Raw genomic sequence first — 13725 nt, 5'->3', positions numbered from 1 at the left:
CGAGGACTTAACCATATAATATGTAGCAAATGTTATCTAGTTTTGAAGGAATATGCCTTCATAGTTTGGTGATGATGGCAGAGAGGTCACACCCGTTCCCATACCGAACACGGAAGTTAAGCTCTCTAGCGCCGATGGTAGTTGGGACCTTGTCCCTGTGAGAGTAGGACGTCGCCAAGCAATTAAAAACACAAGTCTTTTGACTTGTGTTTTTTGTGTTTTCAAACAGTACGTAAAAAGAAGTAATGATAATACAAACACGTTGCCCAAGGATTAATCATATTATATAAGAGATTGATGTATATTTTTCTGTAAATTGTTAAGGAATAGGAGTATAAAATATGTCCATTTTAAATAGGGAGGAAAGGATATGAAATCAAAAAATGAAGTTTGTATTGTTTGTGAGACAGAAAGAAAAGAAGGGATATATGTTTATAATAATTTAATATGTTATGAATGTGAAAAAGATATGGTGAATACGGAGACAGATGATCCGAAGTATATATATTATTTAAAACAGCTTCGGAAATTAGAAGTATCATATTTTTAAATAGGCATATGCCTATTATTTTTTTTGTTCTGTATAATAGAGAAAGAATGAAATAATAAGGAAGAGATATAGATGAATCAAAATCGCATACCTTTATATGAGGCATTAATAGAGTTTAAAGAAAGAGGGCCGTTGTCCTTTCATGTTCCAGGTCATAAAAATGGTTTAAGCTTCCCTCAGGAGGCAGTAGAGGAGTTTAAAGATATACTATCTATCGATGTAACTGAGTTGTCAGGGTTAGATGATTTACATAGTCCGTTTGAATGTATAGATGAGGCACAACAATTATTAGCTGATGTATATGAAGTAGAAAAAAGTTATTTTTTAATTAATGGTTCAACAGTAGGGAACTTAGCGATGATTTTGTCTTGTTGCCGGGAACATGAAATTGTTCTTGTACAAAGAAATTGTCATAAATCAATTATTAATGGTTTAAAATTAGCGGGAGCAAATCCAATTTTTTTAGATCCATGGATTGATGAAGCTTATAATGTACCAGTGGGAATTCATGATGAAATTATTAGGGAAGCAATTGAAAAATATCCGAATGCGAAAGCACTCATTTTAACGCACCCTAATTATTATGGTATGGGGATGAATCTAGAGGCAAGCATCGCTTATGCACATGCACATAAAATCCCCGTTTTAGTAGATGAGGCACATGGTGCTCATTTTTGTTTAGGGGGGGCATTTCCAAAGTCAGCATTAGCATATGGTGCAGATATTGTAGTTCATTCTGCACATAAAACATTACCCGCGATGACGATGGGATCCTATTTACATATAAATAGTCGCCTAGTAAAAGAAGAAAAAGTTTCTACCTATTTAAATATGCTACAATCGAGTAGTCCATCGTATCCAATTATGACTTCTCTTGATATTGCCCGCTTTACAATAGCGCGTATAAAAGAAAAGGGACAGGATGAAATTGTCGAGTTTTTACGGGAATTTAAAGAAGGATTGTGTTCTATTCCACAAATAGCTATTTTACAATATCCATTACAAGACGAGTTAAAGGTTACCGTACAGACACGTTGTCAGTTATCAGGATACGAATTACAGTCTGTATTTGAAAAGGTCGGTATATATACAGAAATGGCGGATCCATATAATGTCTTATTTATTTTGCCTTTGCAAGTAAATAAGGAGTATATGGAGGCTATAGAGATGATCCGAGTGGCATTGCAATATTATGAGGCAAAAGACAAGAAGGAATCTATTCGTTATACTTATAAAGGGGAAATTTCTCCTTTACCGTATACATATAAACAACTGGAAGGATATGAAACAAAAGAAGTATCTGTAGAAGAATCAGTTGGGATGATAGCGGCAGAAATGGTGATTCCGTATCCACCAGGAATTCCATTGATTATGTATGGGGAAAGAATTACTTCAGAACATAAAGAGCAAATTATGTATTTAGAGAAAGCAGGCGCTCGTTTTCAAGGCAGTACGAAATATATGAAAGTGTATGATATAGAAAGTGGGTTTTAGGATGAAGGGATTATTTGTAACAATTGAAGGTCCAGAAGGTTCTGGTAAGACAACGTTAATTCAAAGTTTATTGCCATACTTTGAACAAAAAGAACAGAAGGTAATGGCGACGAGAGAACCAGGTGGTATTGCAATTTCTGAGGATATTAGAACGATTTTACATAAACAAGAATATACGATGATGGAAGCACGTACAGAGGCGCTTCTGTATGCTGCTGCACGTAGACAACATTTGGTGGAAAAAGTTATGCCAGCACTTAACGAGGACTACCTTGTATTATGTGATCGTTTTATAGATAGCTCTTTAGCGTATCAAGGATATGCAAGAGGATTAGGTATGGATAAAGTATTTGAAATCAATCGTTTCGCAACAGAGGACTGTATGCCTAGTTTAACGATTTACTTGGACATTGAACCAGAGATTGGTTTAGCCCGAATTGAAAAAGATGCAGGACGTGAAGTGAATCGATTAGATATGGAAGATATCTCTTTTCATAAACGTGTGCGTGAAGGATATTTACAAGTTGTAGAACGTTTCTCTGATCGAATTGTATTAGTAGATGCTGATCAACCAATGGAGAAACTTATAGAAGAAGTTGTTCAGATTATAGAAGATAAATTGTTATAATAGAAGGAAAGAATGAAATAAGTGAGGTATGCATTATGACGAAGACGTGGGAGCAGCTTTCTGCTATACAACCCATCGGTGTAAAAATGTTGATGAATAGCATTGCAAAAGAGCGTATATCCCACGCTTACTTGTTAGAGGGAGGGAAAGGGACAGGAAAGTTTGCGACGGCAATTCAAATGGCAAAGAGTTTCCTTTGTTCTCAGCGGAATGGGGTAGAGCCTTGTCATGTATGTACAAATTGTAAGCGAATTGATTCAGGTAACCACCCGAACTTACATATTGTAAAACCAGACGGATTATCTATTAAGAAGCAACAAATTCATGATTTACAAGAAGAGTTTTCAAAAACAGGATTAGAGGCAAATAAAAAAGTATATATTATTGAGCACGCAGACCGTATGACAGCAAATGCAGCGAATACACTCTTGAAATTTTTAGAAGAACCGAGTAGTGATACAACAGCTATTTTACTTACTGAACAAAGTCATCAAATTTTAAATACGATTTTATCTCGCTGTCAAGTTGTTACATTTAGAGCATTACCTACGGAATCTTTAATTAGGAGATTACAGGATGAAGGTATTACGGCATCTTTATCAACACTTGCTGCACAACTCACGAATAGTTTTGATGAAGCTTTAGCTTTATGTAGTGATGAATGGTTTGCACAAGCACGAGCTTTAGTGATAAAATTATGTGAAGCGCTCGAAAAGGATAAAGCCTCTATTTTTTTTGTACAAGAAAAATGGGGAAAACACTTTGGAGAGAAAGAACAATTACAGCAAGGTTTAGATATGTTACTCCTTATTTATAAGGATTTATTATATGTTCAACTTGGAGAAGAAGATCGTCTTGTTTTTCATGAGCAGAAAGAGATGTTTGAATCTTTCTCCTATGCTCAGAAGCGCATTGTATCAGCTCTCTTTAATATATTAGAGGCAAAAAATAGAATCAACGCTAATGTAAATGCGCAGCTTGTGTTCGAACAGTTAGTGTTGCGGTTGCAGGAGGGATGACCGTTTTGTATGATGTAGTAGGTGTTCGCTTTAAGAAGGCCGGAAAGGTGTATTACTTTGATCCGAATCAGTTCGATATCTCTGAAAATGAGTTTGTAATTGTAGAAACAGTAAGGGGTATTGAGTACGGGAAAGTAGTTATTACCAAAAAGCAAGTTGATGAAAACGACGTTGTATTACCGCTAAAAAAGGTTATTCGTATTGCAAATGAAAATGATCGTACCATTGTTGAAGAGAACAAACATGCTGCGAAAGAAGCATATCAAGTTTGTCAGCAAAAGGTAGTAGAGCATAATCTTGATATGAAACTTGTAGATGTAGAGTATACATTCGATCGCAATAAGATTATTTTCTACTTTACTGCGGATGGTCGGATTGATTTCCGCGAACTGGTGAAGGACTTAGCAGCAATTTTTAGGACAAGAATTGAACTAAGACAAATTGGTGTTCGTGATGAAGCGAAGATGCTTGGTGGTATTGGTCCATGTGGTCGTATGCTTTGTTGTTCTACTTTTTTAGGTGATTTTGAACCTGTATCTATTAAGATGGCAAAGGATCAAAATTTATCATTAAATCCTGCAAAAATCTCTGGTTTATGTGGTCGTTTAATGTGTTGCTTAAAGTATGAGAATGATGAATATGAGGCAGCAAAGGAACAACTTCCTGATTTAGATCAACGTATACAAACCCCGCATGGTACTGGCCGTGTTATCGGATTAAATATTTTAGAAAGATTAATTCAAGTGGAACTAGTAGACAAGGAACGGATAGTAGAATATACGTTAGATGAGTTAGTGAATAAAGGGGTCGTTTCGAGTCAAACCACAGATTAATGAGGTGGGTGCTTGTGGAGAAAAAAGATATTTTTGCATCGGTTTCTAGTATGGAAGAGCAAATTGGACATTTATACAAACAGTTGGGAGAATTAAAACAACATCTTGCAGAGTTGTTGGAAGAAAACCAACATATAAAAATGGAAAATGAAAATTTGCGACACCGTTTTGAAAAAGTGCAGATTAAAGAAAAACAAAAAACTCAAAAACGTAAAGAAGTGAAGCCAAAGACAGCTGATATTGGTGAAGGCTACGATAATTTAGCAAGACTATATCAAGAAGGTTTTCATATTTGTAATCTGCATTATGGAAGTGTACGTAAAGAGGGAGATTGTTTATTCTGCCTGTCATTTTTAAATAAAAAGTGAAATTACCTTTCCAATGATAATTGGAAAGGTAATTTTTTATACATGAGAGTAGAATGAAATATGTTTTTATTAGTAAAAGATGAAATAGGGTAGGTTAAGTGTAAGAAAAGGAGTAACATATGAATTTATATGAAGATGAACGTTTAGATTACTTATTAGCGCAAGATATGAAGATTGTACAAAGTCCATCAGTATTCAATTTCTCGTTAGATGCTGTTTTACTTGCAGACTTTGCTTGGGTACCAATTCAAAAAGGTAATTTACTTGATTTGTGTACAGGTAATGCAGTTGTACCCCTTCTATTAAGTACAAGGACGAAAGGGAATATTACAGGTGTGGAAATTCAAGAACGTTTATATGATATGGGAATCAGAAGCGTTCAATACAATAAGTTAGAAGAAAGAGTTCACTTAATACATGGGGATTTGAAAGATATGCCGGAGAGACTTGGACGTCATCAATATGATGTTGTCACATGTAATCCGCCTTATTTTCAAACACCTGCAACGTCTGAGAAAAATATGAATGAACATTTAGCAATAGCTCGTCATGAAATTATGTGTACATTAGAGGATGTTGTATCTGCAAGTAGTCAGCTAGTAAAGCAAGGTGGGAAAGTAGCATTTGTACATCGACCAGGCCGTTTACTAGATATTGTTACATTAATGCGTAAATACAAAATTGAACCAAAACGTGTACGATTTGTTTATCCAAAGGCAGGGAAAGAAGCGAATACGTTGTTAATTGAAGGAATTAAGGACGGAAACGCAGATTTGAAAATATTGCCACCTCTTTTTGTATATGAAGAAAATAATGAATATACAAAGGAGATTCGTTCAATTTTATATGGAGAAGAATAAGCATTGTTTTTATGTAGTAGAGTGCTCTGACGGAAGTTATTATGCTGGATATACAAATCATATAGAGAAGCGGATTCAGACGCATAATAGCGGAAAGGGAGCTAGGTATACGCGTGCTAGACTTCCTGTTGTTTTAAAATATGTAGAATCTCATGAAGATAAGCGTACAGCGATGCAAGCAGAGTACTATTTTAAGCAATTAAATAGAAAACAAAAAGAAGAATATATGCAAAAAGGAGAACGCTATGTGGCAACAAAAAAGCTTTCAACAAAATGAAAAGGGAGTTTTATATTTAGTACCAACTCCTATTGGAAATTTAGAAGATATGACATTTCGTGCAATCCGAATTTTAAAAGAAGCTGATTTAATTGCTGCTGAAGATACGAGACAAACGAAAAAACTTTGTAATTACTTCGAAATTGAAACACCTGTTATGAGTTACCATGAGCATAATAAGGAAGTAAGTGGGAAGAAAATATTAGATAAGTTAGACGAAGGAAAGACAGTAGCACTTGTTAGTGATGCTGGTATGCCTTGTATTTCCGATCCAGGTTACGATATTGTTGTAGAGGCTGTAGCGGAACAGTATCATGTTATCCCGCTTCCTGGAGCAAATGCAGCCCTTACAGCGTTAATTGCGTCAGGTCTTGAAACAAAACAATTTTATTTCTATGGATTTTTAAAAAGAAATAAAAAAGAAAGAAAAGTGGAGTTAGAGAAGCTTCGTTATGTACAAACTACAATGATGTTTTATGAAGCGCCTCATCGTTTAGATGATACTTTAATCTCGATGCAAGAAGTGTTTGGAAATAGAGAAATCGTATTATGTCGAGAGTTAACGAAAAAATTTGAGGAATTTATTCGTGGAACAGTCGAGGAAGCAATTGAGTGGACGAAAAAAAATGAAGTTCGTGGCGAGTTTTGTATTTTAGTAGCTGGTTCAACAGAAGAACCTGCCCCAGAAGAACAATGGTGGGAATCTATTTCGGTATATGATCATATTGAACATTATATAAACGAAAAAGGTATGAATTCAAAAGAGGCGATAAAAACAGTCGCTAAAGATCGAGATTTGTCGAAACGCGACGTATATCAAATCTATCATGTCGATAAAAAATAAGCTTCTCATAATTGAGAAGCTTATTTTGCTGTTTCGATATAATCTTGAAGTTCGTTTAAGATTTGCTCAGCGCCTTCTTTGCTTAAGATAATTTTACCTTCAGCTAAAGATAGGTTACCATCAGATACTTCACCAGTTACTTGGCAAGTCATGTTTGGCTTATATTTTTTTAAGATGATTTTCTCGTCATCAACGTAGATTTCAAGAGCATCCTTTTCTGCAATACCTAAAGTACGGCGTAATTCGATTGGAATTACTACACGACCTAATTCATCAACTTTACGAACGATACCAGTAGATTTCATAATTCTTTTCCTCCTAAAGAAATAGTTTATAAGTTTCGAGTCTATTTTCTAGATTCGTCATTTTTCGACAAAATACCCTATGGACATATGATACCAATCATTTACATTTCCGTCAATTCTTTAATTCTATATTTTTTAAAAAGATTTATAGATTTCTTACTTCTTATATATAATAGAATGTGAGTAATTTCTACTATTATTTCACTTTATTTTCAGAAAAATGTTTAAATTGTAAGTAGAGATTGTATATTTTCTTGAAATATGAGTAATAGATGATAAATATACTAATCATTAACTCGTTTTTATCACGCATTAACAAGCAATAAGATTCTAAATTTAAAGTTTGGCCGGCGCAAAGAAGTTAAGTGGGAGTCGGGCTGCTCGTAAAGCCCAATTGGTGTGGGCTAATAATCCGCGGGAGGGAACAAAACCCCGACAGATTAAAGTTTCACTTTATATATAAGTTTTTGATATACTATTTATAAATACATATGAGGTTATCCGGGAGGTCCAAAACAATGACAGAGGAAAACAAATCCTTTTATATTACTACCCCAATTTATTATCCAAGTGGAAAATTACACATTGGACATGCTTATACAACAGTAGCAGGAGATGCGATGGCACGATATAAGCGTATGCAAGGATATAATGTTCATTATTTAACAGGAACTGATGAGCATGGACAGAAGATCCAAAAGAAAGCAGAAGAATTAAACGTTACACCACAAGCATATGTGGATAACATCGTTGCAGGAATTAAAGAACTTTGGGAGAAGATGGATATCTCTTATGATGATTTTATTCGTACAACTGAAGATCGTCATAAAGATGTTGTTGAAAAAATCTTCAAGCAACTAGTAGATCAAGGTGATATTTATCTTGATGAATATGAAGGTTGGTATTCTGTACAAGATGAGACATTCTACACAGCGCATCAATTAGTAGATCCAATTATGGAAGGTGACAAAGTAGTTGGAGGAAAAAGCCCAGATAGTGGTCATGATGTAGAACTTGTTCGTGAAGAATCGTATTTCTTTAGAATGGGTAAATATGTCGACAGACTATTAAAATTCTATGAAGATAATCCACATTTCATTCAGCCAGAGTCTCGCAAGAATGAAATGATTAATAACTTCATTAAACCAGGCTTAGAAGATTTAGCGGTTTCTCGTACTTCATTTGACTGGGGTGTTCGTGTTCCAGGTAACCCAAAACACGTTATTTACGTATGGGTTGACGCATTATCTAACTACATTACAGCATTAGGTTATGGAACAGAAAATGAAGAGATGTATAAGAAGTTCTGGCCGGCTGATGTGCATTTAGTTGGAAAAGAAATCGTTCGTTTCCATACAATTTATTGGCCAATCATTTTAATGGCATTAGACTTACCTCTTCCGAAAAAAGTCTTTGCTCATGGTTGGATTTTAATGAAGGATGGAAAGATGAGTAAGTCAAAAGGAAACGTAGTAGATCCAGTCACATTAATCGATCGTTACGGATTAGATGCATTACGTTATTACTTACTTCGTGAAGTTCCATTCGGATCTGATGGCGTATTCACACCAGAAGGATTTGTGGAGCGTATTAATTTCGATTTAGCAAATGACTTAGGTAACTTATTAAATCGTACAGTAGCTATGATTGATAAGTACTTTAACGGTGAAATCCCTGCATTTAAAGCAAATGTAACGGAATTTGATGAAACGTTAGTAACGTTTGCACAGGATACATTGAAAAAAGTAGAAGAAGCAATGGAGAATATGGAATTCTCTGTAGCGTTAAGCTCAATTTGGCAATTGGTTAGCCGCACGAATAAATATATTGATGAAACACAACCTTGGGTATTAGCAAAAGATGAGAATGATTGTGAAAAGTTAGCTTCTGTAATGGCCCATTTAGCAGAAGTACTTCGTCAAACAGGTATTATGCTTATGCCATTCTTAACAGTAGCACCAAGCAAAATGTTTGCTCAGCTTGGCCTTACTGATGAAGCACATAAGTCTTGGGAAAGTCTATCTACAGTTGGCTGTATTCCAGCTGGAACAAAAGTAGAAAAGGGACAACCAATTTTCCCACGTTTAGAAATGGAAGTAGAGGTAGAATACATTAAAGAACAAATGAAAGCCTCTGCTCCTAAAGTAGAAGAGAAAAAAGAAGAAGAACCGAAGGCAGAAGAAATTACAATTGATGATTTCTTTAAAGTAGAATTACGCGTAGCTGAAGTATTATCTGCTGAGCCTGTGAAAAAAGCAGATAAGTTGTTAAAAATCCAGCTAGATTTAGGTACAGAAAAGCGTCAAGTTGTTTCTGGAATTGCAAAATTCTATTCGCCAGAAGACCTAAAAGGTAAAAAGGTTATTTGTGTAACAAACTTAAAACCTGTAAAACTACGCGGTGAATTATCCCAAGGTATGATTTTAGCAGGTGAAGAGAATGGCGTATTGTCATTAGCAACGATCGACCAAAATCTACCAAATGGTACAAAAATCAAGTAATTAAGACAAGAAAAGAGATGTTTCACGTGTAACATGTGTGAAGCGTCTTTTTTCTTTTTACACTCTCAATTTTTGCATTAAGATTGTAGTATTGTTATCGTTAAGTTAGTAAAGAGCTTATTTGTGTAGAATAAACTTGATTTCAATATAAAAGGAGTTATGTATGATGTTGTTTGATACACATTCACATTTGAATGCAGAGCAATTTGAAGAAGATTTGCAAGAAGTTATTGCACGAATGAAAGAAGCGGGAGTTACTTATACAGTTGTGGTTGGTTTTGATGAAGTAACGATAAAAAAAGCGCTTGAATTAGCTGAAGCCTATGATTTTATTTACGCTGCAGTTGGATGGCATCCGGTTGATGCCATTGATATGACGGAAGAACATTTAGCTTGGTTAGAAGAACTTGCTTCCCATCCTAAAGTTGTTGCACTTGGAGAAATGGGCTTAGATTATCACTGGGATAAGTCTCCAAAAGAAATACAGAAGGAAGTATTCCGCAAACAAATTGCATTAGCCAAAAAGGTGAAATTGCCGATTATTATACATAACCGCGATGCAACTCAAGATATTGTTGATATTCTAGAAGAAGAGAATGCGGCTGAAGTGGGAGGTATTATGCATTGCTTTAGTGGCAGCGTAGAAGTAGCAGAGCGATGTGTCGATATGAACTTTTTAATTTCGTTAGGCGGACCAGTTACATTTAAAAATGCTAAGAAACCGAAAGAGGTTGCTGCGGAGATTCCGTTAGAGAAATTGTTAATAGAGACGGACTGTCCATATTTAACACCACATCCATTTAGAGGAAAACGAAATGAACCGAGTTATGTAAAACTCGTAGCAGAAGAAATTGCGAACTTAAAAGGAATTTCTTATGAGGAAGTAGCAGAAGTAACAACAAAAAATGCAAAAGCTTTGTTTGGTGTTGAATAAAAAGGAGTGGGAGAACCCATTCTTTTTTATTTTTGTGAAAAAAGAATGGCGAATGAGGAAGTGTTACAATAAGGAGAGAGAACAAAGTTTTGGACATTCTATTTTTTAAAATGTAAGAATGGGGAAAATAATAATGGAAAAGTCGTCATTTTTTTGTTTTACTAAGTAGAGACGAAACGAGTGTGGAGGCAAGCATGAAAATTAAAGAGATTATCGTTGTAGAAGGTAAAGATGATACAGTTGCGATTAAGCGTGCTGTTGATGCAGATACAATTGAAACGAACGGTTCAGCAATCGGTGATCATGTTATTGAGCAAGTTAAATTAGCGCTACAAAAACGAGGCGTTATTATTTTTACAGATCCGGATTATCCTGGAGAGCGTATTCGGAAAATTATTTCTGATAAGGTTCCTGGATGTAAACATGCCTTTTTACCGAAGGAAGAAGCACTTGCTAAAAGGAAAAAAGGTGTCGGAATTGAGCATGCTTCTAATGAATCAATTCGCCGTGCTTTAGAGAATATACATGAAGAAATGGAAGCTTACACAAGTGAAATTAGTTGGAGCGATCTAGTCGATGCAGGCTTAGTGGGCGGGGAAATGGCAAAGAGTCGCAGAGAAAGAATGGGTAAGCTATTAAAGATTGGTTATACAAATGCAAAACAGTTACATAAACGTTTACAAATGTTTCAAGTTTCAAAAGAAGCATTTGCAGAAGCTTATAAGCAAGTCATACAGGAGGAAAAAAAATGAAGGATATCGCAACGCCAAATCGTACGAAAGACATTGTTGAAAAGTACGGATTTTCATTCAAAAAAAGTTTAGGACAAAATTTTTTAATTGATACGAATGTATTAAATCGTATCGTTGATCACGCTGAAATTGGTTCGGAAAGTGGTGCAATTGAAATTGGACCAGGTATCGGTGCGTTAACAGAACAATTAGCGAAGCGGGCTAAAAAAGTAGTGGCTTTTGAAATTGATCAAAGATTATTACCAATTTTAGATGAGACGTTAGCTCCATATAGCAACGTTACAGTTATCAATAAAGATGTACTAAAGGCAGATGTACATGAGGTGTTTAGTGAGCAATTTGAGGAAGGGCAAGATGTAATGGTAGTAGCTAACTTACCATACTATATTACAACGCCAATTTTATTTAAATTGCTGGAAGAGAAATTACCGGTTCGTGGATTTGTTGTTATGATGCAAAAAGAAGTGGGAGATCGTTTAGCTGCTAAGCCTGGAACGAAAGAATATGGTTCTTTATCCATTGCTATTCAGTATTATACAGAGGTAGAAACAGTTATGACTGTACCACGTACAGTGTTTGTACCACAACCAAATGTTGATTCTGCGATTATCCGTCTCCTAAAGCGCCCGAAACCAGTTGTAGAAGTAACAGATGAGACATTCTTCTTTGAAGTAGTACGAGCAAGTTTTGCACAGCGTCGTAAAACTTTAATGAATAATTTATCAAATAATTTAAATGGTTTCCCGAAAGATAAAGAGCTGTTGGATCGAATTTTAACAGAAGTAGGAATTGATCCAAAACGAAGAGGCGAAACGCTATCTATCGAGGAGTTTGCAACATTAAGTAATGCATTAGTTCTTCATAAATTGTCATAAGAATACAAAAGGGACAGTTCAACTTGAACTGTCCCTTTTGTCACCTTTCCTCTCCTACATTCATACTTTAAAAACAGGTAAGATGGCCTAACGAGTTTGGAGGTAGGAGAATGGCTTTACATGTTGGAGAATTAGTGGAACGATATTCTCATAATAGGGATATCCTTTTTCGTATTATAGAAATAAAAGGCGAGATAGCTATATTATTTGGAGAGGAAATTAGACTGGTGGCGGATGCCCCGCTTGAAGATTTAATTAGTATAGATCAACGAGAACATAAAAAAAGAGCGAAGCTTGAGAAAGAAACGATGGAGCGTACGTATCGATTGTTTCAACAAGATTATGTATTAATGAAACAAAGGCATGAACACACTTCAACGGGTGGATATACAAGTGAGGTGAATTATTTTCAAATGCCGGGACGTGTATTGCATATAGATGGAGACCCGTTATATTTGCGCAAGTGCTTAGACTTATATAATAAAATTGGTGTTCCTGTACAAGGTATTCATTGTAAAGAAACAGAAATGCATGAAAAGGTAGTAGATTTAATAGATCATTTTCGTCCGGATATTTTAGTTATTACGGGGCACGATGCATATACAAAGTCAAAAGGGGTAAAGGGAGATTTAGCAGCATATAGACATTCAAGGCATTTTGTACAGGCTGTTCGAGAAGTGAGAAAAAAATATCCATCATTGGATCAACTCGTTATTTTTGCTGGGGCATGCCAATCACACTTTGAAGCATTAATTCGAGCAGGCGCTAATTTTGCTAGTTCACCATCTAGAATTAATATTCACGCACTAGATCCTGTATATGTGGTGGGTAAAATTAGTTTTACGTCATTTATGGAGAGAGTCAATGTATGGGATGTTGTACGTAATACAATTACCGGTGAAAAGGGACTTGGTGGGATTGAGACGAGGGGGATTTTACGAACAGGATTACCCTTTCAACATTATGAAGAATAAGCAAGGTACATATGTATCTTGCTTCTTTGTATGGAAAGGATTTAAATCAGCTTGGATAAAAAGAGATAAGAACGCACAGACTACATAATGATACTTTTACAATATAGTATTTCTTCTATCTATTCGAACGCATAATGCTTTTATAATGATATTGTCTGTGAGTTGCGGTTAATAATTGGGATAGATATATCGTGTTTTAAGTGTTCAATCTAAATTACAGCGAGGTGTAACGAAGTATATGTCAAAACGTTTAGATGAAATTAAAAGCGAATTAGATCACCATCTTGGACAGAGACTGATGTTAAAGGCAAATAGTGGGAGAAGAAAAACAGTAGAACAATCAGGTGTACTTGCAGAAACGTACCGTTCTGTTTTTGTTGTACAATTGGATCAGCAAGAAGATGCGTTGCAACGTGTATCGTATAGCTATGCGGATGTTTTAACGGAGACAGTAGAGTTAACATTTTATGGTGAACCTCATAATGAAGTGATTTTATAATTCATGTATTGT

At 35.4% G+C, this 13725-nt stretch carries 16 protein-coding genes and 1 rRNA gene; 16 read left to right on the top strand and 1 reads right to left on the bottom strand.

Features of this window, described 5'->3' with window-relative positions; all coding sequences use genetic code 11:
- Positions 1-64: 64 nt before the first annotated feature.
- The 10 genes from rrf (at position 65) to rsmI (ending at position 6873) form a co-directional block, all read left to right on the top strand.
- A 5S ribosomal RNA gene (rrf, locus tag K5S59_RS02540) occupies positions 65-180 on the top strand.
- Positions 181-370: 190 nt separating this feature from the next.
- Entirely contained in the window at positions 371-550 is a 180-nt protein-coding gene (locus tag K5S59_RS02535; protein ID WP_000837606.1) for a sigma factor G inhibitor Gin, read from the top strand.
- A gap of 72 nt (positions 551-622) precedes the next feature.
- Positions 623-2044, top strand: coding sequence for an aminotransferase class I/II-fold pyridoxal phosphate-dependent enzyme (locus K5S59_RS02530; RefSeq protein ID WP_120449329.1), 1422 nt, complete (start codon positions 623-625; stop codon positions 2042-2044).
- 1 nt (position 2045) lies between these two features.
- Positions 2046-2672 carry a dTMP kinase gene (gene tmk / locus K5S59_RS02525; protein ID WP_000677235.1) on the top strand — a complete coding sequence of 209 codons (627 nt, stop codon included), beginning with the start codon at positions 2046-2048 and terminating at the stop codon, positions 2670-2672.
- A gap of 35 nt (positions 2673-2707) precedes the next feature.
- Entirely contained in the window at positions 2708-3691 is a 984-nt protein-coding gene (holB, locus tag K5S59_RS02520) for a DNA polymerase III subunit delta' (protein WP_000169569.1), read from the top strand.
- 5 nt (positions 3692-3696) lie between these two features.
- A complete protein-coding gene (locus K5S59_RS02515) occupies positions 3697-4524 on the top strand; it encodes a PSP1 domain-containing protein (protein ID WP_000272429.1) in 828 nt (275 codons plus the stop codon).
- Positions 4525-4538: 14 nt separating this feature from the next.
- Positions 4539-4892 (top strand): DNA replication initiation control protein YabA, encoded by a 354-nt coding sequence (yabA, locus tag K5S59_RS02510; RefSeq protein ID WP_000412061.1) that lies wholly within the window; start codon positions 4539-4541, stop codon positions 4890-4892.
- A gap of 119 nt (positions 4893-5011) precedes the next feature.
- Complete coding sequence (locus tag K5S59_RS02505; RefSeq protein ID WP_001055372.1) at positions 5012-5752, top strand: tRNA1(Val) (adenine(37)-N6)-methyltransferase; 741 nt, start codon at positions 5012-5014, stop codon at positions 5750-5752.
- Positions 5739-6029 (top strand): GIY-YIG nuclease family protein, encoded by a 291-nt coding sequence (locus K5S59_RS02500; RefSeq protein ID WP_000414345.1) that lies wholly within the window; start codon positions 5739-5741, stop codon positions 6027-6029. Before K5S59_RS02505 ends, K5S59_RS02500 begins: the two co-directional genes overlap by 14 nt.
- Positions 5998-6873, top strand: a complete 876-nt coding sequence (gene rsmI, locus K5S59_RS02495; RefSeq protein WP_000267805.1) for a 16S rRNA (cytidine(1402)-2'-O)-methyltransferase — start codon at positions 5998-6000, stop codon at positions 6871-6873. The genes K5S59_RS02500 and rsmI overlap by 32 nt, the downstream gene beginning before the upstream one ends.
- A gap of 20 nt (positions 6874-6893) precedes the next feature.
- On the opposite strand, the gene K5S59_RS02490 is transcribed toward rsmI, so the two are convergent.
- Positions 6894-7178, bottom strand: a complete 285-nt coding sequence (locus tag K5S59_RS02490) for a transition state genes transcriptional regulator AbrB (protein WP_000843036.1) — start codon at positions 7176-7178, stop codon at positions 6894-6896.
- A gap of 518 nt (positions 7179-7696) precedes the next feature.
- On the opposite strand from K5S59_RS02490, the gene metG reads away from it, so the two are divergent.
- The 6 genes from metG to veg all read left to right on the top strand — a co-directional run bounded on the left by metG (position 7697) and on the right by veg (position 13713).
- Positions 7697-9679 (top strand): methionine--tRNA ligase, encoded by a 1983-nt coding sequence (gene metG, locus K5S59_RS02485; RefSeq protein ID WP_120449331.1) that lies wholly within the window; start codon positions 7697-7699, stop codon positions 9677-9679.
- A gap of 166 nt (positions 9680-9845) precedes the next feature.
- Positions 9846-10613 (top strand): TatD family hydrolase, encoded by a 768-nt coding sequence (locus K5S59_RS02480; protein ID WP_000895839.1) that lies wholly within the window; start codon positions 9846-9848, stop codon positions 10611-10613.
- Between the two features lie 194 nt (positions 10614-10807).
- Entirely contained in the window at positions 10808-11365 is a 558-nt protein-coding gene (gene rnmV, locus K5S59_RS02475) for a ribonuclease M5 (RefSeq protein ID WP_000692828.1), read from the top strand.
- Positions 11362-12240, top strand: a complete 879-nt coding sequence (gene rsmA / locus K5S59_RS02470) for a 16S rRNA (adenine(1518)-N(6)/adenine(1519)-N(6))-dimethyltransferase RsmA (protein WP_000651555.1) — start codon at positions 11362-11364, stop codon at positions 12238-12240. The genes rnmV and rsmA overlap by 4 nt, the downstream gene beginning before the upstream one ends.
- Before the next feature lie 110 nt (positions 12241-12350).
- Positions 12351-13214 (top strand): sporulation peptidase YabG, encoded by an 864-nt coding sequence (gene yabG / locus K5S59_RS02465; protein ID WP_001173736.1) that lies wholly within the window; start codon positions 12351-12353, stop codon positions 13212-13214.
- 238 nt (positions 13215-13452) lie between these two features.
- Positions 13453-13713: a biofilm formation stimulator Veg gene (gene veg / locus K5S59_RS02460; protein ID WP_000044349.1), complete on the top strand. Its 261-nt coding sequence runs from the start codon at positions 13453-13455 to the stop codon at positions 13711-13713.
- The last annotated feature ends 12 nt before the right edge of the window (positions 13714-13725 follow it).

This window comes from Bacillus sp. BML-BC051 (assembly GCF_019656175.1).
Classification (GTDB): domain Bacteria; phylum Bacillota; class Bacilli; order Bacillales; family Bacillaceae_G; genus Bacillus_A; species Bacillus_A mobilis.
Note: the sequence above shows the minus strand (reverse complement) of the source record. Positions and strands in the feature narration are given on the sequence as shown.

Bases quoted from the DNA above. Each gene is read 5' to 3' on its own strand.
- K5S59_RS02535 (WP_000837606.1), top strand. From the start codon at position 371: ATGAAATCAAAAAATGAAGTTTGTATTGTTTGTGAGACAGAAAGAAAA.
- K5S59_RS02530 (WP_120449329.1), top strand. From the start codon at position 623: ATGAATCAAAATCGCATACCTTTATATGAGGCATTAATAGAGTTTAAA.
- tmk (WP_000677235.1), top strand. From the start codon at position 2,046: ATGAAGGGATTATTTGTAACAATTGAAGGTCCAGAAGGTTCTGGTAAG.
- holB (WP_000169569.1), top strand. From the start codon at position 2,708: ATGACGAAGACGTGGGAGCAGCTTTCTGCTATACAACCCATCGGTGTA.
- K5S59_RS02505 (WP_001055372.1), top strand. From the start codon at position 5,012: ATGAATTTATATGAAGATGAACGTTTAGATTACTTATTAGCGCAAGAT.
- K5S59_RS02500 (WP_000414345.1), top strand. From the start codon at position 5,739: ATGGAGAAGAATAAGCATTGTTTTTATGTAGTAGAGTGCTCTGACGGA.
- rsmI (WP_000267805.1), top strand. From the start codon at position 5,998: ATGTGGCAACAAAAAAGCTTTCAACAAAATGAAAAGGGAGTTTTATAT.
- K5S59_RS02490 (WP_000843036.1), bottom strand. From the start codon at position 7,178: ATGAAATCTACTGGTATCGTTCGTAAAGTTGATGAATTAGGTCGTGTA.
- metG (WP_120449331.1), top strand. From the start codon at position 7,697: ATGACAGAGGAAAACAAATCCTTTTATATTACTACCCCAATTTATTAT.
- K5S59_RS02480 (WP_000895839.1), top strand. From the start codon at position 9,846: ATGTTGTTTGATACACATTCACATTTGAATGCAGAGCAATTTGAAGAA.
- rnmV (WP_000692828.1), top strand. From the start codon at position 10,808: ATGAAAATTAAAGAGATTATCGTTGTAGAAGGTAAAGATGATACAGTT.
- rsmA (WP_000651555.1), top strand. From the start codon at position 11,362: ATGAAGGATATCGCAACGCCAAATCGTACGAAAGACATTGTTGAAAAG.
- yabG (WP_001173736.1), top strand. From the start codon at position 12,351: ATGGCTTTACATGTTGGAGAATTAGTGGAACGATATTCTCATAATAGG.
- veg (WP_000044349.1), top strand. From the start codon at position 13,453: ATGTCAAAACGTTTAGATGAAATTAAAAGCGAATTAGATCACCATCTT.